We start from the raw sequence: 26,835 nt of genomic DNA on the forward strand, positions 1-26,835 counted from the left end.
CGGCCCACATGGTTTCAAGGGGAGCAACACAATGATCAAACGCAATCTGCTGGTGATGGGCCTCGCCGTTCTGCTGAGCGCCTGCGGTTTCCAGCTGCGCGGCACTGGCACCACCGAACTGGCGATCAAGGAACTCGACCTGAGCGCCCGCAACACCTATGGTCCGACTGTCACTCAACTGCGTCAGGTACTGGAGTCCAGCGGCGTCAAGGTCTACAACGGTGCGCCGTACAAGCTGTATCTGTCTGACGAGCAGGAAAACCAGCGCATTCTCAGCTACGCCGGCGCCGGTCGTACGGGTGAGTACCAAGTGACCACCGTGCTGAATTACGACATCGTTGGTGAACACAATCTGAACCTGCTGAGCGACAAGCTTGAAGTGCAGAAGGTGTTCATCCACGACGGCAACAACCTTGTCGGCTCCGACCAGGAAGCCAACGACGCCCGCAACGAAACCCGTCGCGAGCTGGTTCAGCGCATGATTCTGCGCCTGCAACAGCTGACTCCGGGCCAACTGCAGCAATTGCAGCAAGCGGCCAACGACCGTGCCCGGGCTGAAGCCGACGCGCTGAAGGCGGCACAGAAGGCTGAAGCGGAAACCCCGCGTCAGTCGCCGCTCGAACTGCCGCAGCAGTAAGACGCACGGGGCGCTCAGGCGCCCCGTTCGCCCTCTCTTATGAAGCTCGCTCCCGCTCAACTCGGCAAACACCTGCAAGGCGCGCTTGCGCCCGTCTATATCATCAGTGGCGATGACCCGCTGTTGTGCCAGGAAGCCGCCGACGCCATCCGCAGTGCCGCCCGCCAGCAAGGTTTCGACGAACGCCAGGTGTTCGCCGCCGACGCCAATTTCGATTGGGGTACGTTGCTGCAGGCCGGCGCCAGCATGTCGTTGTTCGCCGAAAAACGCCTGCTGGAACTGCGTTTGCCGTCAGGCAAGCCTGGTGACAAGGGTGCGGCGGCGCTGATCGAATACTGCTCGCGCCCCGCTGAAGACACGGTGCTGCTGATCAGCCTGCCCAAGCTCGACGGCAGTGCGCAGAAGACCAAGTGGGGCAAGGCGCTGGTCGAAGGTCAGCAGACCCAGTTCATCCAGATCTGGCCAGTGGATGCCAATCAGCTACCGAGCTGGATTCGTCAGCGTCTGTCGCAGGCCGGTTTATCGGCCAGTCAGGACGCGGTCGAACTGATTGCCGCACGCGTCGAGGGCAACCTGCTCGCCGCCGCGCAGGAAATCGAGAAGCTCAAGCTGATGGCCGAAGGCGGGCAGATCACCGTCGAAACCGTGCAGGCCGCGGTGGCTGACAGTGCCCGTTTCGACGTGTTCGGCCTGACTGACGCCGTGCTCAACGGCGAACCGGCCCATGCACTGCGCATGCTCGAAGGCCTGCGCGGTGAAGGCGTCGAACCACCAGTGATTCTCTGGGCGCTGGCGCGTGAGTTGCGCCTGTTGGCCAATATCTCGTTGCAGTACAGCCAGGGCACGCCGCTGGACAAGTGTTTCAGCCAGGCGAAACCGCCAGTCTGGGACAAGCGTAAACCGCTGATGAGCAAAGCCCTGCAACGCTACTCGGCGCCACGCTGGGCGCAGTTGTTGCTCGAAGCCCAGCGCATCGATGCGCAGATCAAGGGCCAGGCTGCCGGTTCGCCGTGGATGAGCCTGAGCCGATTGGCGTTGTTGATGGCGGGTCAGCGCCTGACATTACCCGCTGAGTGACGTCAGGCGCTGAGAGGCGCATTTTTTGCCGCAGCAATTCACTGCTTCACCTGGTCACCAAGGGCAAAGCTGAAAGAAGCAGCCTGCCCTGCGCCTATCGTAAGTTTGACGATCGGTACGATTTTCCCCGCAGCCTTATCAAAGTATGAACTCTGGTTTTTCTTTGCCTGCGCCAAGCCATCGGCATTTGTATAAAAGAACGCTTCGATTGGCATATTAACGGCCGGCTGCCTGGCCCATACAGTCGCGACCAGTTCGTTCTCATCGTTCACTCCATTCTTCGGTATACGGGGCATCGCCGCTAGCGCCTCTCGAAACAACGCAGCTGTCTGGTAGGGCGATGAGTCACGGACATCGAAGCTGCACTGTTTCTGCTCTCTCGTAGGCGTGTTTGCCATGTAATGAGCGACAAACTGATTGGCCGTCGTAATGCCCTGCTGAGAACAAGACCGGCTGATGGCTCCATGAAGACTGTGTTGTCCGCATCCTTTGTCTGCTCGCCACTCCGTGGCACCGTCGATTGGAAAGAAGCACGTGTATTGAAGCTTTATCTGGCCTGGGAGCGCATCAGAAACAGGACGGACGATGTAGCCGTTATTCGCATGACTATAAAGTGCGGGAAACCTTGCATCATTGCGCATATAGGAAAACGCGACAAAGCCTTTACTTACACTGCTCGGACTGGGATCCCAAACGTTATACCCATCACCATACGTCGTTGCTCGGATAATGATCCCCGAACATAAAAATGTCGGTGCCGTCTCACTGTTAAAACAGTTGCGCGTGGTTTGTGCATAACGAGTGTTGAGTGTTGCGGCGACCGCAGCCCCATCATTCGTGGCAAGCCCCATAAGGCCCACCGGCTCACTACTTGCTGTCGTGGGAGGAGGCGCTGTTTCATGTTGAACACAACCGAATAACAACGAAACTGCTAAAGCCAAAATTATTTTTCCCATGGCGATCTCCAATATCCTTCGCAATAAAACAATGGAATATGTCGGGCGCTTCGCACGACAGTCAGCGGCGTCACTTGGAAACGGCTCCTTACCAAGCCACGCCTTGTCTTCAAATTCGAGTGTTGTTGCTCGGATTGCGGGGGGCAGGCAGAGGCGTATACTCTTGCGCGCCATACAGGAGATCCGCCATGAGTAAAAAACGATCCAACAAAGCCAAATCCATCATCGCCCAACCCTTGTTCCGCAGCCGCCAGGAACGACCAACCAAGGGCAAGGGCAGCTACCGCCGCGAAGCCTTCCAGTCTAATAGCTGGGAGGCTTCTTGCTTTCTGGCTGCCTGAAAAATGGCCAACAGCAGCTTTTTCATCTCAATACTCTCGGTGGGTATCAAGCCGAAGCAATCAGCCACAAGATGTGAGTGAACCTCCAATAGTGATCCCTCGACAACTGTCAGATATGACAGTTGAACAGCGTGCAAGGAAAGGAATAAGGTGACCCGCATACGGGCCTGTCGCTGATCAAATTCCCGTACCGAATCCCGATTTTCAGGGCCGGCATGTTAAGGTCTGTACCTGAATAGTATTCCCTGGAACTGTGCATGCCCTTTCGTCTTTCCCGTCGTTGGCCCGTTCGCCAACTGATCGCTGCCTCCAGCTTCATTCTGCTTGTCGCCTGTGCGGAAAAACCGACCGCCGCCGATGCGCAACCGTTACAGACCGTCCCCGCAGTCACGGCCCCAGCGATCATCCCGCCGGTAGTGCCGTCCGGCGACAATCTCGATATTCAACCGACCCAGACGTTTGCCGAATGGCAGGCAGGTTTCCGCAAGGATGCCCTCGCCGCCGGTATTCGCGCGGATGTATTCGACCGCGCCTTTGCCAATGTCAGCTTCGACGCCAGCGTGATCCGCGCCGACCGCAGCCAGCCGGAATTCTCCCGCCCGGTGTGGGAATACCTCGACGGCGCGTTGTCGCCGCTGCGCGTGCGCAAGGGTCAGGCGCTGATCAGTCAGTACGCCGACATCCTGCAAAGCATCGAGCAGCGTTATGGTGTGGATCGTCAGGCGCTGGTGTCTGTGTGGGGCATGGAAAGCAATTTCGGCCAGTTCCAGGGCACCAAGTCGGTGATCAACTCACTGGCGACTCTGGCCTACGAAGGCCGGCGTCCGGGCTTTGCCCATGCGCAACTGATCGCTGCCCTGCAAATCCTGCAACAGGGTGATATCACTCCGGAGAAGATGTTGGGCTCGTGGGCCGGTGCGATGGGCCAGACCCAGTTCATTCCGACCACCTACAACACCCATGCCGTGGATTTCGACGGTGACGGTCGCCGCGACATCTGGGGCAGCCCGGCGGATGCGCTGGCGTCCACCGCGCATTACCTGCAAAGCTCCGGCTGGCAGCGCGGTCAGCCGTGGGGCTTCGAAGTGCAACTGCCGAGCGGCTTCAATTACACCCTGGCCGACGGCGCGATTCGCAAGAGCGTTGCCGAATGGCGTCAACTGGGGGTGATCCTGCCCAATGGCGCTCAGGCCCCGGCCGGTTCGGAACAGCTGTCTGCGGCTTTGCTGCTGCCGGCCGGTTACCGTGGCCCGGCGTTCCTGATCCTCGACAACTTCCGGGCGATCCTCAAGTACAACAACTCCTCGTCCTATGCACTGGCGGTGAGCCTGTTGTCCGAGCGCTTCAACGGTGGTGGGCTGATCAATGGCAGCTGGCCAAAAGATGATCTGCCATTGAGCCGCTCCGAGCGTATCGAATTGCAGACCCTGTTGAGTGCGCGTAATTACGATGCAGGCACGGCGGACGGGATCATCGGCGCCAACACGCGTAAAGCGATTCGCAGCGCACAGCAGTCGTTTGGCTGGCCAGCGGACGGGTATCCGACGCATAAGCTGCTTGAGAGCCTGCGCACTCAATAGTGGGCAGGTTGTATGGCTGATGGTGCCTTCGCGAGCAAGCCCGCTCCCACATTGGTTCTGTGTACGACACAAATCAAATGTGGGGGCGGGCTTGCTCCCGAAGACTGACACACAGGCAACAAAACTCTAGAGTTTGATCACTACATCCTGCTCCAGCATCAACTCCTGCTTCCCCGCATCCAGCCGCACCAACGCGCCCATTGGCAGCGTCAGGTTCGGGTCGCAATGCCCGCTGCGCCATCCCGACAACACCGGAATCCGCAATGGCTCGAACGTCTGCTTGAGCAAGCGGTTCAACGCCTCGACATCCACCCCCGCGACATCACCGACCAGCACCCCGCGCAACCTGGCCAGCTTGCCGGCCAAGCGCATCTGGGTGAGCAAGCGGTCGATGCGATACAGCGGCTCGTTGACGTCCTCGATCAGCAGAATCACGCCTTCCACGTCGATTTCATAAGGCGTCCCCAGTGTCGAGGCAATCATCGCCAGATTGCCACCCAGCAGCCGCCCATGGGCAATACCGGGCTCGACGGTAGTCAACGGATAAGCCACCGGATGGCTCAGCACACTCCCCGCTTTCAATTGACCACGCAGCATGGCGAAGAATGAGGTAACGGTCGGCGGCTCCTTGTCGCCCAGCAGATCAGCATTGAGCAGCGGGCCGTGAAAGGTCACAAACCCTGCGTAGCGACTGATAGCCAGATGCAGGGCGGTGATGTCGCTGTAGCCGACAAACGGCTTGGCATGACGACTCAGGAGGTCAAAGTCGATCCGGTCCAACAGACGCGGCGTACCGTAGCCGCCGCGCAGGCAGATGATCGCATCAACCTCGGGGTCGGCGAACGCGGCATGCAGGTCATTGAGGCGTACGTCGTCGCTGCCGGCCAGATAGCCGTCCTTTTCGTAGACACCGGGAAACACCTTCAATCCGTAACCACGGGCGCGCATCCACTGCACAGCCTTGTCGGTGTCCAGTGCACCGGGGCCGGCGGGCGCGATCACGCCGATCCGCCCTTCTGACGGCAGCGCCGGCACCGGCTTGTGTGCAAAAAGGGTGTGAGTCGGTCGAACGGTCATCCATGGGTCTCCCTGTGTGAAGTCTTGCAGACACAGTAGTCAGGAACAGCGATAAACAAAAGAGATTCGGTGCTCGGCAGGCGCAAACAAAAATACCCGCCAGGGCGGGTATTTTCGGAAGCACTCAGCGCTTAATCAGGAACCGAGCAGCTCGGCCTTGACCAGTTTCGCCTGCTCATCGGCGTGGTACGAGGAACGTACCAGCGGGCCGGAAGCGACGTTCTTGAAGCCCATCTTGTAACCTTCCTCGGCGAACCAGGCGAAGGTGTCCGGATGCACGAAACGCTGCACCGGCAAGTGGCTGCGCGACGGTTGCAGGTACTGGCCGAGAGTCAGCATGTCGATATCGTGTTCGCGCATGCGTTTCATGACTTCGATGACTTCTTCGTCGGTCTCGCCCAGGCCCAGCATCAGGCCGGATTTGGTCGGGATGTGCGGCATCATCTGCTTGAAGCGCTGCAGCAGGGTCAGCGACCACTGGTAGTCCGAACCCGGACGCGCAGCCTTGTACAGACGCGGCACGGTTTCCAGGTTGTGGTTGAACACATCCGGCGGCTCGGCTGCGGTGATTTCCAGGGCGATGTCCATGCGGCCACGGTAGTCCGGGACCAGAGTCTCGAGTTGCACGTTCGGCGACAGTTTGCGGATTTCGCGGATGCAGTCGGCAAAGTGCTGGGCACCACCGTCACGCAGGTCATCGCGGTCAACCGAGGTGATCACCACGTACTTGAGCTTCAGGTCAGCGATGGCGATGGCCAGGCTTTCCGGCTCGTTGACGTCCAGTGGTTTCGGACGACCGTGGCCGACGTCGCAGAACGGGCAGCGACGGGTGCAGATGTCACCCATGATCATGAAGGTCGCGGTGCCGCCGGAGAAGCACTCGCCGAGGTTCGGGCAGGACGCTTCTTCGCAGACGCTGTGCAGCTTGTGTTTGCGCAGCAGGCTCTTGATCCGGTCGACTTCCGGTGAAACCGGGATCCGTACGCGAATCCAGTCAGGCTTCTTCGGCAGTTCGGTGGTCGGAATGATCTTTACCGGGATGCGTGCAACCTTCTCGGCGCCGCGCAGCTTGACGCCGGCTTCAACCTTGGGACGCGGGGCCGGGCGCTCGGTCACGTCGAGCGTCGGGATCATGGTTTGCACTGCATCAGTAGTCATATCAGTCGATTCCGCCCGTCAGGGTCGTCTGCTCAGCATAGTCGAGGTGTTTGACGAGCTGCGCGCGCAGCCGGGCACTTACCTCGGCAAATTCAATCGATCCTGCGTGATCGCTCAGCTGGGTCATCGCCAGCCCGGCATAGCCGCAGGGATTAATCCGTCGAAACGGTTCCAGGTTCATATCCACGTTCAGGGCCAGGCCATGAAAGGAACAACCGTGGCGAATCCGCAAACCCAGAGAAGCGATTTTCGCTCCGTCGACGTAGACGCCGGGAGCATCTGGCTTGGCGGCGGCGGTCACGCCGTAGCTGGCCAGCAGTTCGATCAGGCACTGTTCCATGCGCGTGACCAGGTCTCGTACGCCGAAACCCAGCTTGCGTACGTCCAGCAACAGGTAGGCCACCAGTTGGCCGGGGCCATGATAGGTCACTTGCCCGCCGCGATCGACCTGTACCACCGGGATATCCCCCGGCAGCAGCAGGTGTTCGGCCTTGCCGGCCTGGCCTTGGGTGAACACCGGAGGGTGCTCGACCAGCCAGATTTCGTCGGCGGCATTGCTGCCGCGTTCGTTGGTGAAGCGTTGCATGGCATGCCAGACCGGCTCGTAAGCCATCTGGCCAAGTTCGCGAAAGCCCAGCGTGCCCGGCATCACAACACCATGTGTACGAAACCGGTCGCCCGCAGTTCGCTGTTGATGTTGTACAGCTGATCCTGGTCGGTTGCGACGATGTGCAACTGGATGGTGGTGTACTTGCCGTTGGTGCTCTGGCGCTCGTCAACACGCTCATCGTTGATGGTCGCGAATTTCTTCACGATCTCGATGATCTTGTCCTTGTGGCCCACACCCGTGTCGCTGATTACCTTAACCGGATAATCAACCTGGGGAAATTCGATCTTTGGCGCCTTTACTTCGGTATCGGTCATGGCGTAACGGCCTCGTAAGCGTAAGCCGTGGTAACGCACATGGCCCCGATCCGGATGGGAACGGGGCCATGCAGGTCAACACTCAATCAGTTGAACAAGCCGTAGAAGAATAGACGGATGCTATCCCACATGCGACGGAAGATACCACCCTCCTCGACAGCGTCCAGAGCGATCAGGTCGGCGCTGTGCACCACCTTGTCGTCCAGTTTCACTTCGACTTTACCGATCACGTCGCCCTTGGCGATTGGCGCGGTCAGTTGCGGGTTCATGGTCATGCTGGCAGCGAGCTTTTTCAGCTGGCCTTTTGGCAGAGTCATGGTCAGGTCTTCAGCCAGGCCGGCCTTGACTTGACTGGTGGTGCCTTTCCACACCGGGGCCTGAGCCAGTTCGGTGCCCTTCTGGTAGAAGGTCTGGGTTTCGAAGAAACGGAAGCCGTAGGTCAGCAGTTTCTGGGTTTCAGCGGCGCGAGCCACTTCGCTGTTGGTGCCGAACACCACCGCGATCAGACGCTGGCCGTCACGTACAGCCGAGGACACCATGCAGTAGCCGGCTTCGTCGGTGTGACCGGTTTTCAGACCGTCGACGGTCTTGTCGCGCCACAGCAGCAGGTTGCGGTTAGGCTGCTTGATGCCGTTCCAGAAGAACTCTTTCTGCGAGTAGATCGCATAGTGAGCCGGGTCTTCGTGAATGATCGCACGGGCCAGGATCGCCATGTCGTGAGCCGACGAGTAGTGCTCAGGATTCGGCAGGCCGGTCGGGTTCATGAAGTGGGAATTGGTCATGCCCAGATCGGTAACGGTCTTGTTCATCAGGTCGGCGAAAGCGTCTTCGCTGCCGGCGATGTGCTCGGACAGTGCGACGCTGGCGTCGTTGCCAGATTGAATGATGATGCCGTGCAGCAGGTCGCTGACGGTCACTTGCGAGCCGACCTTGATGAACATCCGCGAACCGCCGGTACGCCAGGCGTTTTCGCTGACGGTCACCGGGTCGTTCTCACCGATCTGGCCGCGACGGATTTCCAGCGTAGCGATGTACGCGGTCATCAGTTTGGTCAGACTGGCTGGCGGCAGACGCTGATCACCATTGTTCTCGACCAGCACGTTGCCGCTGCTGGCGTCCATGAGCACGTAGGCTTTTGCAGCCAGTTGAGGTGGCGACGGCATCATCTCGGCCGCGAAGGCGGCTGGCGAGAGGAGCAGCGGGACTAGCAGACACAGGCGTTTGGCAAAGGTGGTGATGTTCATCCGTCTCTCGAAATCGCTAATGGAAACTTGCCCGAGGGCAAAACTATTCAGACAGCCTTCTAACGGGCCATCGCGTGTTCAGTTGCTCACTCCAGTCACCCTTGCCGGGCTTTTGTTCTTCGACGAGCCAACAACCAGGTCCACCCCCCAAAACCGCAAGTGAACCGTCAATCAAGTACTACGTTTATTACTCAGTGACCACGCTCGGCGAGCCGAGGTTGGCCAGGCGCACGCTGTTCTGCACCTGGGCGATTTCACCCGGCGAACCGATCGGCCCCAGGCGTACCCGGTGCAGAGTCTGCTGATTGCGCACGATCGAGCTGATGAACACCGGAGCGCTCACCATCCCGCTGAGCTTCGACCTCAGGAGTTCTGCAGCGTCCGGGTTGGCGAACGCGCCCACCTGCAGATACTGGCCAGACGCTGGTGCAGAAGCGTTTTTTTTTGCACTGATCGGTACGGGAACCGTGTCCGAGGCGTGCTGCTGCGGTGGCGGAGTCCATTGCTCGACAGTGCCGGCCGAAGCCGTGATCACCGGGGCGCTATTCTGCGCGACTTGCGGCTCGTTGAGCATCAAGGGCGCCGGACGGCCCTTCGCGGCCCACCATTGTTGCGGATCAATGCCTTCGACCTTGACCCGCGCCGTGCCGATTTCGGCATAACCGAGCTTCTTGGCAGCGGCGTAGGACAAGTCGATGATCCGGTCCGAGTAGAACGGCCCGCGATCGTTGACCCGCAGGATCACGCTCTTGTTGTTGTCCAGGTTGGTCACCCGAACGTAACTTGGCAGTGGCAAAGTCTTGTGAGCGGCACTCATGCCGTACAGGTCATACACCTCGCCGTTGGCGGTGTTCTGACCATGAAACTTGGTGCCGTACCAGGACGCCGTGCCCGAGGCGACGTAGGTCTTGGATTCCTGCAACGGGAAATAGGTCTTGCCCAGCACGGTGTACGGGTTGGCCTTGTACGGGCCGGTGTGCAGGGTCGGCGTGGCATCCGGGATCCGCGAAACATCCACATCCCACCACGGCGCGCCATCTTTATGCGCACGGTTGATGTCCAGCCCCGGCTGCGCACGCACCGCGGTGGAGGACGTTTTCTGACTTGGCGCGCGACTGGTCGAACAACTGGCGACCAGCACCGCCAACGCAGCGAAAGCCACCAGCTTCAGGGGTTTATTGATAGGCAATGCCCGCATTACTTGACGCCCCGTGCTTTTACCAGCTCTTCAGACAGTTGATATACGGCCATGGCGTACATCACGCTGCGGTTATAACGCGTGATCGCGTAGAAATTCTTCAGGCCCATCCAGTATTCAGGGCCGTTGTCGCCTTCGAGGCGAAATGCAGTAACCGGCATATCATCGCGCAGCGCATCATGACTTGACCAGCCCAGCGCCCGCAACTCTCCCACCGTCTTTGTCGGCTCGATCCCGGTGGTCAGCCCCTCGTCGACCTGATCGCCACGGGCATCGGCCCGACTGACCACCGGCTCGCCAGCAACCCAGCCGTGACGCTTGAAATAGCTGGCAACGCTGCCGATCGCATCATCCGGATTGGTCCAGATGTTGATGTGGCCATCACCGTCGAAGTCCACCGCATAGGCGCGAAAACTGCTCGGCATGAACTGCGGCAAGCCCATTGCCCCGGCGTACGAGCCCTTGAGGGTCAACGGATCGACCTGTTCTTCGCGGGCCAGCAGCAGGAACTCACGCAATTCCTTGCGGAAAAATTCGGCACGGGGAGGATAGTCGAAACCGAGCGTGGACAAGGCATCGATCACCCGATAATTACCGGTATTACGTCCGAAAAAGGTCTCGACGCCGATGATCGACACGATGACTTGTGCCGGTACGCCGTATTCCTGCTCGGCACGGGCCAGTACCGCCTCGTGCTGACGCCAGAAGTCCACACCCCGGGCAATGCGCGCGTCGGTAAGGAACATCGGGCGATATTCTTTCCACTGCTTGACCCGCTCGGCCGGTTTGGAGATAGCGTCAAGAATCGCCTGCTTGCGCTGGGCCTCGCGAAACACCGCCATCAGTTGCTCGCCGGCAAAACCGTAGTCGCGGGTCATTTCACCGACGAATTCGGCCACCTGCGGCGAGCCTTCGTAATCGCCGGCCAGCGCTTCCTGCGCGCTGCCAAGGATGCCGACCAGACCGACCCACGGCGCGTAACGAGTCGCCCAGCTGCGCATGACTTGCATTGAACTCTTCACCTTATTCAAACCTGTGCGATCCACTTGCGATGGGTATGGATCGACATCAAAACCCCAAACGCTGACAGCAGTGTCACCAGCGAAGTTCCTCCGTAGCTAATGAAGGGCAACGGCACCCCCACCACCGGCAACAGGCCACTGACCATACCGATGTTGACGAAAACATAAACAAAAAACGTCATGGTCAACGCACCGGCGAGCAATTTGCCGAACAGCGTCTGCGCCTGGGCAGTAATCACCAGGCCGCGACCGATCAACAGCAAATAGATCAGCAACAGTGCACAGATGCCCACCAGGCCGAACTCTTCGCCCAGTACGGCGATGATGAAGTCGGTGTGGCTTTCCGGCAAAAAGTCCAGGTGCGACTGGGTGCCCAGCAGCCAGCCCTTGCCAAATACACCACCGGAACCGATGGCGGCTTTCGACTGAATGATGTTCCAGCCCGTGCCCAACGGATCGCTTTCCGGGTCGAGGAAGGTCAGGATCCGCTGCTTCTGGTAGTCGTGCATGATGAAGAACCACATGGCGATCGCCACGGGTACGGCGGCCGCCAGCACGCTGAGGATCCAGCGCCAGCGCAGCCCGCCCATGAACAGCACGAACGCGCCACCGGCCAGAATCAGCAGCGACGTACCGAGGTCGGGCTGACGCACGATGAGAATGAACGGCACGCCGATCAGCAGCAGGCTGATGCCCACGTGCTTGAGCTGCGGCGGCAGCGTGCGCTTGGACAGGTACCAGGCGATCGTCGCCGGCATCAGGATCTTCATGAACTCCGAGGGCTGGAAGCGGATCACCCCGGGGATGTTGATCCAGCGCGTGGCGCCCATGGCGTTGTGGCCCATGATGTCCACCACCATCAGCAACACCACGCCGACCACGTAACCGAGCGGCACCCAACGGGCCATGAACCGCGGCTCGAACTGGGCGATGACGATCATCGACACCAGGCCGATGCCGAACGAAGTGGCCTGTTTGCCTAGCAGGTCCCAGCTCTTGCCGCTGGCCGAATACAGCACGAACAGACTGCCTGCGGCGAGGATCAGCAGCAGGATCAACAAAGGACCATCGATATGCAGACGTTGCAGCAGCGTCGCACGGCGACGCATCACATCCTCGCTGGAGAGCATGCGATCAAAATTATTCATCACGGGCCGTAGCCTCCGCACTGATAGGACCGGCGTATTCGGCCTTCAACCGACCATCCTGGTCCAGAAGCCAGGCATCCATGACCTGACGCACTACCGGCGCGGCGACACCCGACCCGGACTCACCGTTCTCGACCATCACCGAGACGACGATTTTCGGGTTGTCGGCCGGGGCAAATCCAACGAACAAGGCGTGGTCGCGGTGGCGCTCCTGAACCTTGGAACGGTCGTATTTCTCACCTTGCTTGATCGCCACCACCTGGGCCGTACCCGACTTGCCGGCGATCCGGTATTGCGCACCGACCGCCGCCTTGCGCGCGGTCCCCCGGGCGCCGTGCATCACCTGCTGCATGCCGTGGTTGACCTTGGTCCAGTCCGACGGATCGCGCAGGACGATGTCCGGTATCGGGTTCTCGTCCACCGGTTTTGCACCTTCGATGGTCTTGGCCAGGTGCGGGCGGTTCCAGATGCCTTTGTTGGCCACCAGCGCCGTGGCTTGCGCCAATTGCAACGGCGTGGACTGCATGTAGCCCTGGCCGATCCCCAGAATCAGGGTTTCGCCCGGGAACCACGCCTGCTTGCGAGTCGCGCGCTTCCACTCGCGCGACGGCATCAGGCCGGGAGATTCTTCGAACATGTCCAGCGAGACCTTCTGGCCGATGCCGAACTTGTTCATGTAGGCCGACAGCCGATCAATGCCCAGCTTGTGCGCCAGGTCATAGAAGTAGGTGTCGTTGGAACGCATGATCGCCGTGTCGAGGTCGACGAAGCCGTCACCGGTGCGGTTCCAGTTGCGGTATTTATGATCGTAGTTGGGCAGCATGTAGTAACCGGGGTCGAACACCCGGCTCGACGCTGTCACCACGCCCGAATCGAGACCGGCAATCGCCACCGCCGGTTTGATTGTCGAACCTGGCGGATACAGGCCACGCAGCACCCGGTTGAACAGCGGCCGATCGATGGAGTCGCGCAGCTCGGCGTACGCCTTGAAGCTGATGCCGGTGACGAACAGGTTGGGGTCGAAGCTCGGCTGGCTGACCATCGCCAGCACTTCGCCAGTCTTCGGATCGAGCGCCACCACCGCGCCGCGCCGCCCGCCCAAAGCGGCTTCAGCCGCTTCCTGCAATTTGATGTCCAGACTAAGGACGATGTCCTTGCCGGGAATCGGATCGGTACGCTTGAGCACGCGCAATACGCGGCCTCGAGCGTTGGTCTCGACTTCCTCGTAACCCACCTGCCCGTGCAGTTCCGGCTCGTAAAAGCGCTCGATGCCGGTCTTGCCGATGTGATGGGTGCCGCTGTAGTTGACCGGGTCGAGGGTCTTGAGCTCTTTCTCGTTGATCCGCCCCATGTAACCCACCGAATGCGCAAAATGCGCGCCCTGCGGGTAGTGGCGGACCAATTGCGCGACCACTTCCACCCCGGGCAGGCGGAACTGATTCACCGCGATCCGGGCGATCTGCTCTTCGGTCAGCTCGAACAGGATCGGCACCGGCTCGAACGGCCGGCGCCCCTGACGCATGCGTTTCTCGAAGATCACCCGATCCTCGGGCGTCAGTTGCAGCACTTCGACGATCGCGTCGAGCACTTGTTGCCAGTCGCCGGAGCGCTCGCGGGTCATGCTCAGGCTGAAGCTGGGGCGGTTGTCCGCCACCACCACGCCGTTGCGGTCGAAGATCAGCCCGCGGGTCGGCGGAATCGGCTGCACATGGACGCGGTTGTTTTCCGAGAGCGTCGAGTGGTACTCGTACTGGATCACCTGCAAGTAGTACAGCCGCGCAATCAGTACGCAGATCAACAGCATGACCGCAATGGCCCCGAACACGACGCGGCTACGCACCAGGCGGGCGTCCTTTTCGTGGTCCTTGATGCGGATCGGCTGAGACATGAGGGCAGGACTACTTGTGGTAAGGGTGACCGGACAGCACGGTCCAGGCACGGTACAGCTGTTCGCCGATCAGGATCCGCACCAGCGGGTGCGGCAAGGTCAGCGGCGACAGCGACCAGCGCTGATCGGCGCGGGCACAGACCTCCGGCGCCAGCCCTTCGGGGCCACCGACCATGAAGTTGACCGTGCGCGAATCCAGCCGCCAACGGTCAAGCTCGACCGCCAGTTGCTCGGTGCTCCAGGGCTTGCCGTGGACTTCCAGCGTGACGATCCGCTCGTTCGGCCCGACCTTGGCCAGCATGGCTTCGCCTTCCTGGCGGATGAAACGGGCCACGTCGGCGTTCTTGCCACGGGTATTGAGCGGAATTTCCACCAGTTCCAGCGCCAGCTCGGACGGAAGACGCTTGGCATATTCATGCCAGCCTTCTTCCACCCACTTGGGCATGCGTGAACCGACGGCGATCAGTCGCAGTCGCACAGCAATCCCTTACAGCTGGTCTTTGTTGAGCTTGGTGAAATGCTCGTGGGTGTTTTCCGGGCTGTGGTGCTTGGCGTCTGCCGCACGGCTTTGCTCGGCACCGGCCCACAGGCGCTCCAGGTCGTAGAACTGACGTGCCGAGGCGGTCATCATGTGTACGATCACCAGGTCCAGGTCCAGCAGTACCCAGTCGCTGTCGCCCTTGCCTTCTTCGCCCAGTGGCTTGGCGCCCTGCTTTTTGACTTCTTCGCGGACCTTGTCCAGCATCGCGTTGATCTGGCGATTGGAAGTACCGGTGGCGATGATCATGTAGTCAGTGATGCTCTGCTTGTCGCGAACATCGATGATCTGGATGTCTTGTGCCTTGACGTCTTCCAGGGCCGCCACGGCAACCTTGACCAGTTCGTCGCCCTTGAGCGGCTCGTTGGTGTTGGCGACTTCCGGCAGCGGAGCGCTCTTGAACGTGCCTTTGCGCTTAACTTTGCTTACGTCTTTGTCAGTCATATAAAACTCGTTTTGCTCGTATATTCGGCGGCTTGGCGATACGTGGATTCGTATCAGTGAAGCACGCCTTGTTCAGTTCGACGCACGATACAGACCGTGCGCATCGATGTAGGCCAGGACCGCGTCGGGCACCAGGAAACGTACCGACTTACCGCTGGCCAGCAGTTGACGGATCTGGGTGGCGGAAACCGCGAGCGGTGTCTGCCAGACGAATGCAATCTGTCCGCTCGGCCCTTTCAGAGCCAGCGGGTCGCTCACCGAACGCGCTGCCAGCAGGTTGCGCAAGGCATCCGGCGGTTCGCTGTCGGCGTCCGGGCGCTGTAGCACCAGGATGTGGCAATGCTGGAGCAACTCTTCCCAGCGGTGCCAAGTGGGCAGGCCGCAAAATGCGTCCCAGCCCAAAAGCAGAAAAACCTGGGTTTCTGCGGCCATTTCGGCGCGCATCAACTCCAGGGTATCGATGGTGTAGGACGGTTTGTCCCGCTGCAGTTCGCGGGCGTCCACCACCAGCGGCGGCACTCCGGCCACCGCGCACTCGACCATCGCCAGCCGATCCTGCGCCGACACCTGCGGCATATCGCGATGCGGCGGCCGCGCGCTGGGCATCATGCGCAGCTCGTCGAGCAGCAGCGCTTCGGCCACTTCCAGCGCACCGCGCAAATGGCCGATGTGCACCGGATCGAACGTGCCGCCCAATACGCCGATGCGCCGGGGCTGGAGCTCGCTGCCAGGCAGCGACGCTGTCAGGTCGAGGTCGGTCAAGTCAGACCGTCGCCTGGCCGCGCAACTGGCCATCACCGACCACGATGTACTTCTCGCAGGTCAGTCCTTCGAGGCCCACCGGGCCACGGGCGTGCAGCTTATCAGTAGAAATGCCAATCTCGGCACCCAATCCGTATTCGAACCCATCGGCGAAGCAGGTCGGGGTGTTGATCATCACCGACGCCGAGTCGACTTCCGCCACGAAACGACGGGTGTCCGCGAGGTTTTCGCTGACGATCGAGTCGGTGTGATGCGAGCCGTAATGATTGATGTGTTCGATGGCCTGGTCCAGCCCGTCGACCACGCGAATCGACAGAATCGGCGCCAGATACTCGGTGCTCCAGTCATCTTCGCTGGCCGCCACGGCATCAATGATCGCCCGGGTGCGCTCGCAGCCACGCAGCTCGACGCCTTTTTCGCGGAACTGGGCAGCCATCGAAGGCAGGAAATCCTTCGCAACACTTTGATCGACGAGCAAGGTCTCCATTGCGCCACAGATGCCATAACGGTAGGTCTTGGCATTGAAGGCGATGCGCTGGGCTTTCGCCAGGTCAGCGTGGGCACTGACATAAACGTGGCAAATGCCGTCCAGGTGCTTGATCACCGGCACGCGGGCATCGCGACTGATGCGCTCGATCAGGCCACGGCCACCGCGCGGCACGATCACATCGACGTACTCGGGCATGGTGATCATCGCGCCAACGGCGGCACGGTCGGTGGTTTCGACCACCTGCACCACGGCTGCCGGCAACTCGGCCTCGGCCAGACCGCGCTGAATGCACGCGGCAATCGCCCGGTTGGAATGAATCGCCTCGGAGCCACCGCGCAGGATGGTCGCGTTGCCCGACTTCAGGCACAGGCTGGCGGCATCGATGGTCACATTGGGACGGGATTCGTAGATGATCCCGATCACACCCAATGGCACACGCATCTTGCCGACCTGAATACCAGACGGACGAAAGCTCATGTCACGGATCGCACCGACCGGATCCGGCAGTGCAGCAACCTGGCGCAAACCGACGATCATGCCGTCGATGCGCGCCGGGGTCAGTTCCAGACGTTCCAGCAGGGCCGGCTCCAGGCCATTGGCGCGGCCGGCGGCCAAGTCCTGTTCATTGGCGGCGGCCAACTCGGCGCGCGCGGCGTCCAGGGCATTGGCTGCAGCCTGCAGGGCGCGGTTTTTCTGCGCGGTGCTGGCACGGCCGATGACCCGGGAAGCTTCGCGGGCGGCGCGACCCAATCGGGTCATGTAGTCAAGAACGGACTCAGTCATGGTCTGCTGGGGTCTTGGCAAAGAGGAAAGCGGCAGATTATAGCTGTCGCGTCCCGGGACTAACAGCGGTGACAGGCGGATGGTCGAAATGGACTGCAATTTGCCGACGTTCAGCCGTAATTAAGCCTCGGATTGTTATCATCACGACCTCTTTCGCCTGGATAAACACCGTTTGCCATGTCCAACCTGACCGTTCGCGCGACCGCCGAGCGCCTGCCACTGGGCCTTCCGGACGCTTTTTTCGACCGTGATGCGCAAATGCTGGCCCGCGACCTGCTCGGCAAAGTCATCCGCCACAGGGTCGGCGATCTGTGGCTCAGCGCCCGGATCATCGAAACCGAAGCTTACTACTGCGCGGAAAAAGGCAGTCATGCGTCCCTCGGCTACACGGAAAAGCGTAAGGCTTTGTTTCTGGATGGCGGGCACATCTATATGTATTACGCCCGCGGCGGCGATTCGCTGAACTTCAGCGCTCAAGGGCCGGGCAACGCCGTGTTGATCAAATCGGCTTATCCGTGGGTCGATGAGCTCAGCGGGCCGGCGAGTCTGGCGCAGATGCTGCTGAACAACCCCGATGCTCAGGGCCGCCCTCGCCCTTCGCAAAAGCTCTGCGCCGGCCAGACCTTGCTGTGCAAGGCGCTGGGATTGAAGGTGCCGGTGTGGGACGCCAAGCGTTTCGACCATGATCTGCTGCTGGTGGAAGACACCGGCCCGGCGCCTGCACAGATTATTCAGACCACCCGCCTGGGCATCCCTCATGGGCGTGACGAACACCTGATGTACCGGTTTGTCGACGCCACCTACGCGCAATGGTGCACACGGAACCCGCTGCGCCGGGGTCAGGTCGAAGGTCGCGATTATTTTTTGCTGCCGGGGTTAGAGGCAGGTCTGAAGTAAAAGGAATTCACTGTAGGAGTGAGCCTGCTCGCGATAGCGGTGTATCAGTCAACGAAGAACTCGACTGACCAGGCGCCATCGCGAGCAGGCTCACTCCTACAAGGATCAATTGAAGATTTGATGGAGTGGTTTTATGGGCCCATGGCTCGATAGCGTGACCGGTTGGCTGGCCGCCAATCCGCAGTGGCTGGCCGCTGCGGTGTTTATCGTCGCCTGCGTGGAGTGCCTGGCGATTGCCGGGCTGATCGTGCCGGGCACGGTGTTGCTGTTTGCCGTCGCCGTACTGGCTGGCAGCGGCGCGCTGTCGTTGAGCGAAACCTTGCTGCTGGGCTTTCTCGGCGGGATTCTGGGCGACGTGATTTCGTACTTCCTCGGCCGGCATTTCCACCAGAACATCCGCCGTTTGCCAGGGCTGCGTCACCATCCGGAATGGATGGCCGGCGCCGAAACCTACTTCCAGCGCTACGGTATCGCCAGCCTGCTGGTCGGGCGCTTCATCGGCCCGTTGCGGCCAATGCTGCCGATGGTCGCCGGGATGTGCGACATGCCCTTCCCGCGCTTTGCCGCGGTCAGTCTGCTGGCCGCCGCCGGCTGGAGCGTCGCCTACCTGCTGCCGGGTTGGGCCACCGGCGCGGCGATCCGCCTGCCGCTGCCGGAAGGTTTCTGGCTGCAGGCCGGCATCGTCGCCGCCAGCATCGCGGTGATGGTCGGCCTGAGCGTCAACAGCAGCTTGCGCCAGCATCGCCGTGCGACGATCTGGATCAGCAGCATGAGCCTGTTGATCCTGCTCGGACTGTTCGTGGGCTATCCGTACCTGAGCGCCCTCGATCAGGGCGTGATGACATTGGTGCAGGAACACCGTCAGCCGTTGCTGGATGAAATCGCGGTGACGTTCACCCTGATCGGTGAATTCCGCAACATGCTGATGTTCAGCGCCCTGCTAACCGGCCTGTTATTGCTGTGCCGGCAATGGCGCCAGGCACTCTTTGCCGGCGGCACTTTGCTGTGCACGGCGTTGCTCAATACCGTCACCAAACAGTTTTTCGCCCGGGTACGCCCGGAAGTGCTGACCGATCCGTTGACCAGTTACAGCATGCCCAGCGGCCATGCCTCGGGTTCGTTCGCGCTGTTTCTGGTGCTCGCGGTTCTCGCCGGCCGCGGCCAGCCACCGCGCATGCGCCTGACCTGGCTGCTGCTCGGCTGTATTCCGGCGCTGTCGATTGCCTTGTCGCGGGTGTATCTGGGCGCGCACTGGCCGACGGACATCCTGGCCGGTGCAATGCTCGCAGCATGCGTGTGTGCGGCAGGCTTGTGGCTGAGTCAGCGCCAGACGCCGCTCAAGCCACTGCCGTTCAAGGTCTGGTGGCTGATTCTGCCGGCGTTGCTGGTGCTGTTCAGCCTGTTCGTCTTCCGGCATCTGCCGCAAACGATGCTGCGTTACGCCTACTGACACTCAGGCAAACAGCTCGCCCTGCAACTCATCAAGCAGCGCCTGGATCGCATCCAGCCGCTGCTGCGGATCGTCGAGTTGCAGCAGGTCGATCTTGTCCTCCTCGGCGAACGGCAGCAGGTACGCCAGCTGATTGGCCAGCGACTGCTGACCCAACGCCTCGCTGCCCATGTTCAACGCCTCGACCATCGGGTGCTCGGCCAAAGCCTTGAGCAGCGCCACCAGATCGGCGTCTTCATCCTGCAACGGCTGCTCCGGTTCATCGTCCAGCCATTCGACATCGGCGAGAATCAACTGATCGCGCTGCACTTCGGTGCGCAACACATTGAACCGGCGCCCGCCCTGTACGCGAATCCCCAGCAGGCCATTGTCCTGCTGCTGGAAATCGGTGATCCGCGCTTCGCAGCCGACCAGGGCAAAACCCTCTGGCGCAACGCCCACCTCGTGGCCCTCAAGGATGCACACCACGCCGAAACCGCCGCCTTGTTTCATGCAGCGGCCGATCATGTCCAGATAGCGCGCCTCGAAGATCTGCAAGTCGAGATTGCAGCCGGGAAACAGCACCGTGTTCAGCGGGAAAAGCGGCAGACTCATAGACATTTCCTTAGACCACCATCGACACCGCCAACGGCAGGAACACCGCCGTGGCCACGCCCATCAAACTCATCGCCAGCGCCGCGAAGGCGCCGCACTCATCACTTTCCTGCAGCGCCACCGAGGTGCCGACTGCGTGCGCGGTCATGCCCAGCGCCATGCCGCGCGCCTCGGGGCTGTGCACCCCGAGGCGGGTCAGCAGCGCCGGCCCGAAGATCGCGCCGATCACCCCGGTGATCAGCACGAACACCGCCGCCAGCGCCGCGACACCACCGATCTGCTCGGCCACCAGCATGGCAATCGGCGAGGTCACCGACTTCGGCGCCATGGTCATCAGAATCATGTGCTCGGCACCGAACCACCAGCCCAGCAACACGCCCATGCCGGTGGCGACTACGCCACCTATCACCAGCGTAGTAAAAATCGGCCAGAACAATTGGCGGATACGCTTGAGGTTGAGATACAGCGGCACCGCCAGCGCCACGGTCGCCGGGCCCAGCAGAATGCTGAGGATCTCGGTGCTCTTGCGGTACTCGGCGTAGGTCAGGCCGCAGCCGACCAGCACGCCGATCACCAACAGCATGGAGACCAGCACCGGTTGCAGAAAGATCCAGCGGGTTTTCTCGAACGCCGCCAGCACCAGTTGATAGGCCCCCAGCGTGATGCCGATACCGAACAACGGATGATGGATCACCGAGGCCCACGCGCCTTGCCAGTCAAAGAGCATCAGGTGTCCTCCGAGTGCGGCGCGTGACGCTTGACCATGCGCTGCATCAGCACCCCGGCGAAGGCCATCGACAGGATCAACGACAGCACCAGCGCGCCGACAATCGCCCAGAAATCGGCGGCAATGTCGCTCGCATACACCATCACACCCACTGCCGGTGGCACCAGCAGCAATGGCAGATAGCGCAACAGGCTGCCGGCCGCCAGGTTCAGTGGCTCGCCGACTTCACCGCGAATGATCAGAAACACCAGCAACAGCAGCAGGCCGATGATTGGCCCCGGCAGCACCGGCAACAGCAAATGGTTGAGCGCCGTGCCGAGCAGTTGGAACAGCACCAGCATGGTCAGGCCACGTAACAACATCAGACATCTCCCACCGCAAGTCGCCGGCATTATAAGCACGCCTGCGCTATGGATCGGCATTCGCCAAAAGCATGGCAGGTTGACCGGAGCAAATCGCCATGTTGATCTACAGTGGTTCGCAGGGCGGTCAAATCCCCCACCTGAAAAACTATAAAACCGATGAACCCAAGGAGAGTCTCAATGCCCTATGTTCCAGTTGCAGAGCTCAAAGATTATGTCGGCAAGGAACTCGGACGTTCCGAATGGCTCACCATCGATCAGGAGCGTATCAACCTGTTCGCCGAAGCCACCGGGGATTATCAGTTCATCCATGTTGACCCGGTCAAAGCCGCGCAAACGCCATTTGGCAGCACCATTGCCCACGGTTTCCTGTCGTTGTCGCTGATCCCCAAACTGATGGAAGACATCCTCGTGCTGCCGCAAGGCCTGAAGATGGTGGTCAACTATGGCCTGGACAGCGTGCGCTTCATCCAGCCGGTGAAGGTCAATTCAAAAGTTCGCCTGAAGGTCGATCTGGCCGAAGTGAGCGAGAAGAAACCCGGACAATGGCTGCTCAAGGCCACTGCCACGCTGGAGATAGAGGGCTCGGACAAACCGGCCTATATCGCCGAGCCGTTGTCGCTCTGCTTCGTTTAAGCCTCTGGATGCGAAACAGCGCACGCTGTTTCGCATCAGCGCTGTTTTTACCGGCTGTATAAGGTCACATAGCTGCGGCATACTCGGTCGCCTAATTGCCCGGATCCCGCTATGCGCCCACTTGCTTCCCTTGCACCCCTTGCCCTGACCCTGATGCTCACCGCGTGCGGCGACGGCGAATCGCTGCTGCCTCCGGATGCGCGTCTGCCGGACGGCGGACGCTATCGCGGCGAACTGGTCAACGGCTTGTTGCAAGGCCAGGGTCGCGTCGACTACCCCAACGGCAGTTGGTACGCCGGGCAGTTCGACAAGGGCCAATGGCATGGCCAGGGTGAGTGGCACGGCAGCAATGGCGAGGTCTATCGCGGCCAGTTCCAGCAGGGCCTGTTCGATGGCCAGGGCAGCCTGACCACCAACGCCAGCAGTTACACCGGCGGCTTCAAACAGGGGCGGCGCGACGGCGAAGGCACCCTCAAGGAAAACGCCATGACCTACCGTGGCGAGTTCAAGGCCGACCAGTATTCCGGGCTGGGCCGTCTGGAAATGGACGACGGCAGTTCCTATCAGGGCCAGTTCACCCACGGCAAACCCAACGGCGAAGGCCAGCGCGGCGACGCCAGCGGCAATTCGTTCAGCGGCCATTTCGTCAACGGCCAGCTTGAAGGCAATGGCACCTTCAACAGTGCCGACGGCGACATCTATGTCGGCGGTTTCAAGAACAGCCAGTTGCACGGCAAGGGCCGCTATGAAAACGCCGATGGCGACGTCTGGCTCGGCCAGTTCAAGGAAGGCGCGCTGACCGGCAAGGGCGAATTGATCGGCGCCGACGGCAGCCATTACATCGGCTACTTCAACGACTGGCGCTTCAGCGGTCAGGGCCGCTTGAACCTGTCTGACGGCAGTTTCTACATTGGCGAGTTCGACAGCGACAGCTACGCCGGGCGCGGCACCCTGGTGCTGACCGATGGCACCGTGCTCAGCGGCACCTGGATCAACGGCCAACGGGTACGCGACGCCGACGGCAAACTGTTGCCCGACACCCTCGAACTCGGTCTGCTGGCCCAGGGTCGCCTGCTTGATAATGCGCTGGCCGCCGTGCCCGCCTCGACACCAGCGGTGGAGCTGTACACCCTGACCCTCGGCGGCGACGGCAAGCAAAGCGTGTTCCTGCGCGAGTCCGATTACGTCGCCAACATGCTCACCACGCGCTTCGGTGCCTATGGTCAGATTCGCCTGGTCAACCACCGCGACCATCTCGCCGATCGGCCGATGGCCACCCGCGAAAACCTGCGCCGTGCCGCCCAGACCCTGGCCGAGCGCAGCGGCCCGGAAGACCTGATCTTCATCTACCTGACCAGCCACGGCACCGCCGAACACGAGTTGGTGCTCGACCAGCCGCGCATGGAACTGGCCGACCTGCCCGCCGACGAACTCGCTGCAGTGCTCGCGCCGCTGAAGAATCGCGACAAGGTGATCGTGATTTCATCGTGCTACTCCGGCGGTTTCATCCCCGCGCTGAAAGATGAGCGCACACTGATCATGACCGCCTCGCGTGCCGATCGCGTGTCGTTCGGCTGCTCGGAAGAAGCCAACTTCACTTACTTCGGCGACGCCCTGTTCGCCCAGGCGCTGAACCAGACCGACGACCTCGAACAAGCCTTCAAACTGGCCAAGGCCACGGTTGCCGAACGTGAACTGGCAGACAACTTCGAAGCCTCGGAGCCGCAGATCTGGGCACCGAAAACCGTGCTGGCACACTGGCAACTGCTGCGCAAACAGCAGGCAAGAAAAGCTTTGCAAAGTGCTGCATTGAACGACGGAGCGACAAACAGCAACTAAGCTGAACAGTATCAAGGGAGAGACACTATGTACTTGACGCCTCAGCACGTATTGCTTGCCGGAGCCACCGGTTTGACCGGTGAACACCTGCTCGACCGCTTGCTCAACGAGCCAACGATCACCCGCGTGCTCGCCCCTTCCCGCCGGCCACTGGCTGAGCATCCGCACCTGGAAAACCCGGTTGGCGACCCACAGGCGTTTCTGCCGCAACTCAGTGGTCGCGTCGATATCGCCTACTGCTGCCTCGGCACCACCATCAAGCAGGCAGGCTCGGAAGCGGCGTTTCGCGCGGTCGACCTGGACATGGTGGTGGCGTTCGCCAAACGCGCCCGGGAGATGGGTGCACGGCACCTGATCGTGATCAGTGCGCTGGGCGCCGATCCGAAATCATCGGTGTTCTACAACCGCGTCAAGGGCGAAATGGAAGAGGCGTTGCGCGCCCAGGACTGGCCGCAACTGACCATCTGCCGGCCGTCGCTGCTCCTGGGCGATCGAACCGAACCGCGCCTGGGCGAACAACTGGCCGCGCCGTTTTCCAAGCTGATTCCCGGCAAGTACCGCGGCATCGAAGCCTGCCAACTGGCCCGGGCGATGTGGCGGCTTGCGCTGGAAGAACAGGATGGAGTGCGGGTGGTCGAGTCGGATGAGCTGCGCAAGCTCGGCAAGTAAGCTATAGCGCCTGGAAGAAAGCTTTCGCGAGCAGGCTCGCTCCCACATTTGCACCGCGTACCGCTGTGGGAGCGAGCCTGCTCGCGAATGGAGTGCAAAGCACTCCCCTACAATCCGCCAGTCGCCTGAAACCCCACGCCAATCACCGTGAGCAAGGACAACGGCAGCAACAGCGTATCGAGCAACGCACTGGCCGGCAGGTCCACTCCCGGATAGCCCGGCGCCTCAGCCCCGAACCGGTCCATCGCACAGCACCCGCCATTCATCGCGTACAAATCCAGCCGCGTCCCGGAGTACACCACCGGCGCGCCGGGTTTGGCTGCATCCAGCGTTCGCGCCGTGGCGCAGCCAGTCAGTTGCAACGCCAGCACAATCGTCAGCAGCTTATTCATCGCTGCTCAGATGATGCTCGCCCCAACGCGGCAGCATGTCCTGAGGAATGCCCAGCAGATTGAGGATCCGTGCCACGACAAAATCGATCAGGTCATCGATGGTCTGTGGCTGGTGATAGAAACCCGGCGAGGCCGGCAGGATGGTCACGCCCATGTTCGACAGCTTGAGCATGTGCTCCAGATGAATGCTCGAATACGGCGCCTCGCGTGGTACCAGAATCAGCTGGCGGCGTTCCTTGAGTGTCACGTCCGCAGCCCGTTCGATCAGGTTGTTGCAGGCACCGGTGGCAATTGCCGACAAGGTGCCGGTGGAACACGGCACCACGACCATCGCCGCTGGCGCGCCGGAGCCCGAGGCCACCGGCGACATCCAGTCTTCCTTGCCGTACACGCGGATCTGCCCGGCAGCCGCCCCGGTGTACTCGGTAAGGAAGGCCTGCATCATCTGCGGCTTGGGCGGCAGCGAGACGTCGGTCTCGGTGGCCATCACCAATTGCGCAGCCTTGGAGATCAGGAAGTGCACTTCGCGATCTTCGCGCACCAGGCAATCGAGCAGGCGCAAACCGTACTGCGCGCCAGACGCGCCGGTCATGGCCAGCGTGATGCGTTCCGGGCCACCGTCCCGGGAATGCGTGTTCATTGCAGCGCCTCGGCGAGTTTGCCGTGCAGGCCGCCGAAGCCGCCGTTGCTCATGATCACCACGTGGGTGCCGGGCTGGGCCTGGCTCTTCACGCGCTCGATGATGCCTTCGAGCGAATCGCTGACGATCGACGGCACCGTGCACAGCGCGGCGGTGCCGGCCAGATCCCAGCCGAGGTTGGCCGGGGCGTACCAGATCACCTGATCGGCATCATTCACACTTTCCGGCAAACCGTCGCGGTGCGCGCCGAGCTTCATCGAATTGGAGCGTGGTTCGATGATCGCGATCAGCGGTGCGTCGCCGATGCGTTTGCGCAGACCATCCAGCGTGGTGGCAATGGCCGTCGGGTGGTGGGCGAAGTCGTCATAGATGGTGATGCCGCGCACTTCGGCGACTTTCTCCATCCGGCGCTTGACGTTCTTGAATGCGCTCAATCCGGCGATGCCCATCGATGGCACCACACCGACATGCCGCGCGGCCGCCAGAGCAGCCAGGGCGTTGGCGACGTTGTGCTGACCGGTCAGCTCCCATTCGACGGTGCCTTGGGACACGCCTTCGAACATCACTTCGAACGCCGAACCGTCATCCTTGAGCAACTTGACCTGCCACTGACCACCGGCACCGGTGGTTTGCACCGGGGTCCAGCAGCCCATTTCGATCACGCGCTGCAAGGCAGGCTCGGTCGTCGGGTGAATCACCAGACCTTCGCTCGGGATGGTCCGCACCAAATGGTGGAACTGCCGCTCGATCGCCGGCAGATCGGGGAAGATATCAGCGTGATCGAACTCAAGGTTGTTGAGGATCGCAGTGCGCGGGCGGTAGTGGACGAACTTCGAACGTTTGTCGAAGAACGCGCTGTCGTATTCGTCCGCCTCGATCACGAAGAACGGCGTGCCGCCCAGACGCGCGGACACCGAGAAGTTCTGCGGCACACCGCCGATCAGGAACCCCGGGCTCATGCCGGCGTGCTCCAGCACCCAGGCGAGCATGCTGCTGGTGGTGGTCTTGCCGTGCGTACCGGCGACCGCCAGCACCCAGCGACCTTGCAGCACGTGATCAGCCAGCCACTGCGGGCCGGAGACGTACGGCAGGCCTTTGTTCAGCACATATTCCACCGCCGGGTTGCCGCGGGACATGGCGTTGCCGATCACCACCAGATCCGGTGCCGGATCGAGCTGAGCCGGATCGTAGCCTTGGGTCAGTTGAATGCCCTGGGCCTCAAGCTGCGTGCTCATCGGCGGATAGACGTTGGCGTCGGAGCCCGTCACGTGATGGCCCAGCTCTTTGGCCAGAACCGCCATCGAGCCCATGAAAGTCCCGCAGATACCCAGAATATGAATGTGCATAGTCGACCTCGTAAAA

Annotated in this window: 29 protein-coding genes; 9 read left to right on the top strand and 20 right to left on the bottom strand. The window is 61.3% G+C overall.

Features of this window, described 5'->3' with window-relative positions:
- Positions 1 to 31 precede the first annotated feature (31 nt).
- Together AC1UK9_RS24675 and holA are read left to right on the top strand one after the other, a co-directional pair.
- Complete coding sequence (locus AC1UK9_RS24675) at positions 32 to 637, top strand: LPS-assembly lipoprotein LptE (RefSeq protein WP_025108701.1); 606 nt, start codon at positions 32 to 34, stop codon at positions 635 to 637.
- Positions 638 to 676: 39 nt separating this feature from the next.
- Positions 677 to 1,714 carry a DNA polymerase III subunit delta gene (gene holA, locus AC1UK9_RS24680; RefSeq protein ID WP_458833968.1) on the top strand — a complete coding sequence of 346 codons (1,038 nt, stop codon included), beginning with the start codon at positions 677 to 679 and terminating at the stop codon, positions 1,712 to 1,714.
- A 38-nt stretch (positions 1,715 to 1,752) separates the two neighbouring features.
- On the opposite strand, the gene AC1UK9_RS24685 is transcribed toward holA, so the two are convergent.
- On the bottom strand, positions 1,753 to 2,844 hold the full coding sequence (locus AC1UK9_RS24685) for a hypothetical protein (protein ID WP_482578675.1): 1,092 nt from the start codon (positions 2,842 to 2,844) through the stop codon (positions 1,753 to 1,755).
- A 14-nt stretch (positions 2,845 to 2,858) separates the two neighbouring features.
- Here AC1UK9_RS24685 and arfA point away from each other — a divergent pair, with 14 nt between their 5' ends.
- A complete protein-coding gene (gene arfA, locus AC1UK9_RS24690) occupies positions 2,859 to 3,011 on the top strand; it encodes an alternative ribosome rescue factor ArfA (RefSeq protein WP_473013673.1) in 153 nt (50 codons plus the stop codon).
- 257 nt (positions 3,012 to 3,268) lie between these two features.
- Positions 3,269 to 4,591 carry a lytic murein transglycosylase gene (locus tag AC1UK9_RS24695; protein ID WP_473013674.1) on the top strand — a complete coding sequence of 441 codons (1,323 nt, stop codon included), beginning with the start codon at positions 3,269 to 3,271 and terminating at the stop codon, positions 4,589 to 4,591.
- 126 nt (positions 4,592 to 4,717) lie between these two features.
- On the opposite strand, the gene AC1UK9_RS24700 is transcribed toward AC1UK9_RS24695, so the two are convergent.
- The 13 genes from AC1UK9_RS24700 to AC1UK9_RS24760 all read right to left on the bottom strand — a co-directional run bounded on the left by AC1UK9_RS24700 (position 4,718) and on the right by AC1UK9_RS24760 (position 17,267).
- Positions 4,718 to 5,668 carry a S66 peptidase family protein gene (locus AC1UK9_RS24700; protein ID WP_482578676.1) on the bottom strand — a complete coding sequence of 317 codons (951 nt, stop codon included), beginning with the start codon at positions 5,666 to 5,668 and terminating at the stop codon, positions 4,718 to 4,720.
- Between the two features lie 135 nt (positions 5,669 to 5,803).
- Positions 5,804 to 6,802, bottom strand: a complete 999-nt coding sequence (gene lipA, locus AC1UK9_RS24705; protein WP_160768663.1) for a lipoyl synthase — start codon at positions 6,800 to 6,802, stop codon at positions 5,804 to 5,806.
- A gap of 25 nt (positions 6,803 to 6,827) precedes the next feature.
- Positions 6,828 to 7,475 carry a lipoyl(octanoyl) transferase LipB gene (gene lipB / locus AC1UK9_RS24710; RefSeq protein ID WP_025108695.1) on the bottom strand — a complete coding sequence of 216 codons (648 nt, stop codon included), beginning with the start codon at positions 7,473 to 7,475 and terminating at the stop codon, positions 6,828 to 6,830.
- Positions 7,475 to 7,750 carry a DUF493 domain-containing protein gene (locus tag AC1UK9_RS24715; protein ID WP_025108694.1) on the bottom strand — a complete coding sequence of 92 codons (276 nt, stop codon included), beginning with the start codon at positions 7,748 to 7,750 and terminating at the stop codon, positions 7,475 to 7,477. Before AC1UK9_RS24715 ends, lipB begins: the two co-directional genes overlap by 1 nt.
- An 86-nt stretch (positions 7,751 to 7,836) precedes the next feature.
- Positions 7,837 to 8,994 carry a D-alanyl-D-alanine carboxypeptidase family protein gene (locus AC1UK9_RS24720; protein ID WP_025108693.1) on the bottom strand — a complete coding sequence of 386 codons (1,158 nt, stop codon included), beginning with the start codon at positions 8,992 to 8,994 and terminating at the stop codon, positions 7,837 to 7,839.
- Between the two features lie 187 nt (positions 8,995 to 9,181).
- The gene (locus tag AC1UK9_RS24725; protein ID WP_025108692.1) at positions 9,182 to 10,192 is read right to left on the bottom strand and encodes a septal ring lytic transglycosylase RlpA family protein; all 1,011 of its coding nucleotides are present in this window, start codon (positions 10,190 to 10,192) and stop codon (positions 9,182 to 9,184) included.
- Positions 10,192 to 11,202, bottom strand: coding sequence for a lytic murein transglycosylase B (gene mltB, locus AC1UK9_RS24730; RefSeq protein ID WP_025108691.1), 1,011 nt, complete (start codon positions 11,200 to 11,202; stop codon positions 10,192 to 10,194). The genes AC1UK9_RS24725 and mltB overlap by 1 nt, the downstream gene beginning before the upstream one ends.
- A gap of 17 nt (positions 11,203 to 11,219) precedes the next feature.
- On the bottom strand, positions 11,220 to 12,323 hold the full coding sequence (gene rodA, locus AC1UK9_RS24735) for a rod shape-determining protein RodA (protein WP_049827977.1): 1,104 nt from the start codon (positions 12,321 to 12,323) through the stop codon (positions 11,220 to 11,222).
- 31 nt (positions 12,324 to 12,354) lie between these two features.
- Positions 12,355 to 14,250: a penicillin-binding protein 2 gene (gene mrdA / locus AC1UK9_RS24740; RefSeq protein ID WP_025108689.1), complete on the bottom strand. Its 1,896-nt coding sequence runs from the start codon at positions 14,248 to 14,250 to the stop codon at positions 12,355 to 12,357.
- 10 nt (positions 14,251 to 14,260) lie between these two features.
- Positions 14,261 to 14,728, bottom strand: coding sequence for a 23S rRNA (pseudouridine(1915)-N(3))-methyltransferase RlmH (gene rlmH / locus AC1UK9_RS24745; RefSeq protein WP_003185785.1), 468 nt, complete (start codon positions 14,726 to 14,728; stop codon positions 14,261 to 14,263).
- Between the two features lie 9 nt (positions 14,729 to 14,737).
- Positions 14,738 to 15,232, bottom strand: a complete 495-nt coding sequence (rsfS, locus tag AC1UK9_RS24750) for a ribosome silencing factor (RefSeq protein WP_007960601.1) — start codon at positions 15,230 to 15,232, stop codon at positions 14,738 to 14,740.
- A gap of 72 nt (positions 15,233 to 15,304) precedes the next feature.
- Positions 15,305 to 16,027: a nicotinate-nucleotide adenylyltransferase gene (gene nadD / locus AC1UK9_RS24755; RefSeq protein ID WP_482578677.1), complete on the bottom strand. Its 723-nt coding sequence runs from the start codon at positions 16,025 to 16,027 to the stop codon at positions 15,305 to 15,307.
- Positions 15,996 to 17,267 carry a glutamate-5-semialdehyde dehydrogenase gene (locus AC1UK9_RS24760; RefSeq protein WP_025108687.1) on the bottom strand — a complete coding sequence of 424 codons (1,272 nt, stop codon included), beginning with the start codon at positions 17,265 to 17,267 and terminating at the stop codon, positions 15,996 to 15,998. The genes nadD and AC1UK9_RS24760 overlap by 32 nt, the downstream gene beginning before the upstream one ends.
- A gap of 177 nt (positions 17,268 to 17,444) precedes the next feature.
- Here AC1UK9_RS24760 and AC1UK9_RS24765 point away from each other — a divergent pair, with 177 nt between their 5' ends.
- Both AC1UK9_RS24765 and AC1UK9_RS24770 read left to right on the top strand, forming a co-directional pair.
- Positions 17,445 to 18,164, top strand: a complete 720-nt coding sequence (locus tag AC1UK9_RS24765) for a DNA-3-methyladenine glycosylase (protein ID WP_482578678.1) — start codon at positions 17,445 to 17,447, stop codon at positions 18,162 to 18,164.
- A gap of 133 nt (positions 18,165 to 18,297) precedes the next feature.
- Positions 18,298 to 19,614 carry a bifunctional DedA family/phosphatase PAP2 family protein gene (locus AC1UK9_RS24770; RefSeq protein ID WP_482578679.1) on the top strand — a complete coding sequence of 439 codons (1,317 nt, stop codon included), beginning with the start codon at positions 18,298 to 18,300 and terminating at the stop codon, positions 19,612 to 19,614.
- Between the two features lie 3 nt (positions 19,615 to 19,617).
- Here AC1UK9_RS24770 and AC1UK9_RS24775 read toward each other — a convergent pair whose 3' ends face one another.
- From AC1UK9_RS24775 to AC1UK9_RS24785, 3 genes are read right to left on the bottom strand one after another with little or no spacing between them, the layout of a single operon-like run.
- Positions 19,618 to 20,208, bottom strand: coding sequence for an LON peptidase substrate-binding domain-containing protein (locus AC1UK9_RS24775; RefSeq protein ID WP_025108684.1), 591 nt, complete (start codon positions 20,206 to 20,208; stop codon positions 19,618 to 19,620).
- A 10-nt stretch (positions 20,209 to 20,218) separates the two neighbouring features.
- Positions 20,219 to 20,935: an LrgB family protein gene (locus AC1UK9_RS24780; protein WP_007960614.1), complete on the bottom strand. Its 717-nt coding sequence runs from the start codon at positions 20,933 to 20,935 to the stop codon at positions 20,219 to 20,221.
- A complete protein-coding gene (locus AC1UK9_RS24785; protein WP_025108683.1) occupies positions 20,935 to 21,297 on the bottom strand; it encodes a CidA/LrgA family protein in 363 nt (120 codons plus the stop codon). Before AC1UK9_RS24785 ends, AC1UK9_RS24780 begins: the two co-directional genes overlap by 1 nt.
- 180 nt (positions 21,298 to 21,477) lie before the next feature.
- Between AC1UK9_RS24785 and AC1UK9_RS24790 the strand changes: the two genes are divergently transcribed.
- From AC1UK9_RS24790 to AC1UK9_RS24800, 3 genes are all read left to right on the top strand, one after another.
- A complete protein-coding gene (locus AC1UK9_RS24790; protein ID WP_025108682.1) occupies positions 21,478 to 21,933 on the top strand; it encodes a MaoC family dehydratase in 456 nt (151 codons plus the stop codon).
- 111 nt (positions 21,934 to 22,044) lie between these two features.
- Entirely contained in the window at positions 22,045 to 23,772 is a 1,728-nt protein-coding gene (locus AC1UK9_RS24795) for a C13 family peptidase (protein WP_482578680.1), read from the top strand.
- Between the two features lie 27 nt (positions 23,773 to 23,799).
- Entirely contained in the window at positions 23,800 to 24,441 is a 642-nt protein-coding gene (locus AC1UK9_RS24800; protein WP_025108680.1) for an oxidoreductase, read from the top strand.
- A gap of 107 nt (positions 24,442 to 24,548) precedes the next feature.
- On the opposite strand, the gene AC1UK9_RS24805 is transcribed toward AC1UK9_RS24800, so the two are convergent.
- The 3 genes from AC1UK9_RS24805 to mpl are packed head-to-tail and all read right to left on the bottom strand — an operon-like array spanning position 24,549 to position 26,819.
- Entirely contained in the window at positions 24,549 to 24,833 is a 285-nt protein-coding gene (locus tag AC1UK9_RS24805) for a YceK/YidQ family lipoprotein (protein WP_025108679.1), read from the bottom strand.
- Positions 24,826 to 25,473: a flavin prenyltransferase UbiX gene (gene ubiX, locus AC1UK9_RS24810; RefSeq protein WP_473013680.1), complete on the bottom strand. Its 648-nt coding sequence runs from the start codon at positions 25,471 to 25,473 to the stop codon at positions 24,826 to 24,828. The genes AC1UK9_RS24805 and ubiX overlap by 8 nt, the downstream gene beginning before the upstream one ends.
- The gene (gene mpl, locus AC1UK9_RS24815) at positions 25,470 to 26,819 is read right to left on the bottom strand and encodes a UDP-N-acetylmuramate:L-alanyl-gamma-D-glutamyl-meso-diaminopimelate ligase (RefSeq protein ID WP_473013681.1); all 1,350 of its coding nucleotides are present in this window, start codon (positions 26,817 to 26,819) and stop codon (positions 25,470 to 25,472) included. The genes ubiX and mpl overlap by 4 nt, the downstream gene beginning before the upstream one ends.
- Between the last annotated feature and the right edge of the window lie 16 nt (positions 26,820 to 26,835).

Source organism: Pseudomonas sp. AK-TSAG1-1 (assembly GCF_056821665.1).

Bases quoted from the DNA above. Each gene is read 5' to 3' on its own strand.
- AC1UK9_RS24675 (WP_025108701.1), top strand. From the start codon at position 32: ATGATCAAACGCAATCTGCTGGTGATGGGCCTCGCCGTTCTGCTGAGC.
- holA (WP_458833968.1), top strand. From the start codon at position 677: ATGAAGCTCGCTCCCGCTCAACTCGGCAAACACCTGCAAGGCGCGCTT.
- AC1UK9_RS24685 (WP_482578675.1), bottom strand. From the start codon at position 2,844: ATGGCGCGCAAGAGTATACGCCTCTGCCTGCCCCCCGCAATCCGAGCA.
- arfA (WP_473013673.1), top strand. From the start codon at position 2,859: ATGAGTAAAAAACGATCCAACAAAGCCAAATCCATCATCGCCCAACCC.
- AC1UK9_RS24695 (WP_473013674.1), top strand. From the start codon at position 3,269: ATGCCCTTTCGTCTTTCCCGTCGTTGGCCCGTTCGCCAACTGATCGCT.
- AC1UK9_RS24700 (WP_482578676.1), bottom strand. From the start codon at position 5,668: ATGACCGTTCGACCGACTCACACCCTTTTTGCACACAAGCCGGTGCCG.
- lipA (WP_160768663.1), bottom strand. From the start codon at position 6,802: ATGATCCCGACGCTCGACGTGACCGAGCGCCCGGCCCCGCGTCCCAAG.
- lipB (WP_025108695.1), bottom strand. From the start codon at position 7,475: ATGCCGGGCACGCTGGGCTTTCGCGAACTTGGCCAGATGGCTTACGAG.
- AC1UK9_RS24715 (WP_025108694.1), bottom strand. From the start codon at position 7,750: ATGACCGATACCGAAGTAAAGGCGCCAAAGATCGAATTTCCCCAGGTT.
- AC1UK9_RS24720 (WP_025108693.1), bottom strand. From the start codon at position 8,994: ATGAACATCACCACCTTTGCCAAACGCCTGTGTCTGCTAGTCCCGCTG.
- AC1UK9_RS24725 (WP_025108692.1), bottom strand. From the start codon at position 10,192: ATGCGGGCATTGCCTATCAATAAACCCCTGAAGCTGGTGGCTTTCGCT.
- mltB (WP_025108691.1), bottom strand. From the start codon at position 11,202: ATGCAAGTCATGCGCAGCTGGGCGACTCGTTACGCGCCGTGGGTCGGT.
- rodA (WP_049827977.1), bottom strand. From the start codon at position 12,323: ATGCGTCGCCGTGCGACGCTGCTGCAACGTCTGCATATCGATGGTCCT.
- mrdA (WP_025108689.1), bottom strand. From the start codon at position 14,250: ATGTCTCAGCCGATCCGCATCAAGGACCACGAAAAGGACGCCCGCCTG.
- rsfS (WP_007960601.1), bottom strand. From the start codon at position 15,232: ATGACTGACAAAGACGTAAGCAAAGTTAAGCGCAAAGGCACGTTCAAG.
- nadD (WP_482578677.1), bottom strand. From the start codon at position 16,027: ATGGCCAGTTGCGCGGCCAGGCGACGGTCTGACTTGACCGACCTCGAC.
- AC1UK9_RS24760 (WP_025108687.1), bottom strand. From the start codon at position 17,267: ATGACTGAGTCCGTTCTTGACTACATGACCCGATTGGGTCGCGCCGCC.
- AC1UK9_RS24765 (WP_482578678.1), top strand. From the start codon at position 17,445: ATGTCCAACCTGACCGTTCGCGCGACCGCCGAGCGCCTGCCACTGGGC.
- AC1UK9_RS24770 (WP_482578679.1), top strand. From the start codon at position 18,298: ATGGGCCCATGGCTCGATAGCGTGACCGGTTGGCTGGCCGCCAATCCG.
- AC1UK9_RS24775 (WP_025108684.1), bottom strand. From the start codon at position 20,208: ATGAGTCTGCCGCTTTTCCCGCTGAACACGGTGCTGTTTCCCGGCTGC.
- AC1UK9_RS24780 (WP_007960614.1), bottom strand. From the start codon at position 20,935: ATGCTCTTTGACTGGCAAGGCGCGTGGGCCTCGGTGATCCATCATCCG.
- AC1UK9_RS24785 (WP_025108683.1), bottom strand. From the start codon at position 21,297: ATGTTGTTACGTGGCCTGACCATGCTGGTGCTGTTCCAACTGCTCGGC.
- AC1UK9_RS24790 (WP_025108682.1), top strand. From the start codon at position 21,478: ATGCCCTATGTTCCAGTTGCAGAGCTCAAAGATTATGTCGGCAAGGAA.
- AC1UK9_RS24795 (WP_482578680.1), top strand. From the start codon at position 22,045: ATGCGCCCACTTGCTTCCCTTGCACCCCTTGCCCTGACCCTGATGCTC.
- AC1UK9_RS24800 (WP_025108680.1), top strand. From the start codon at position 23,800: ATGTACTTGACGCCTCAGCACGTATTGCTTGCCGGAGCCACCGGTTTG.
- AC1UK9_RS24805 (WP_025108679.1), bottom strand. From the start codon at position 24,833: ATGAATAAGCTGCTGACGATTGTGCTGGCGTTGCAACTGACTGGCTGC.
- ubiX (WP_473013680.1), bottom strand. From the start codon at position 25,473: ATGAACACGCATTCCCGGGACGGTGGCCCGGAACGCATCACGCTGGCC.
- mpl (WP_473013681.1), bottom strand. From the start codon at position 26,819: ATGCACATTCATATTCTGGGTATCTGCGGGACTTTCATGGGCTCGATG.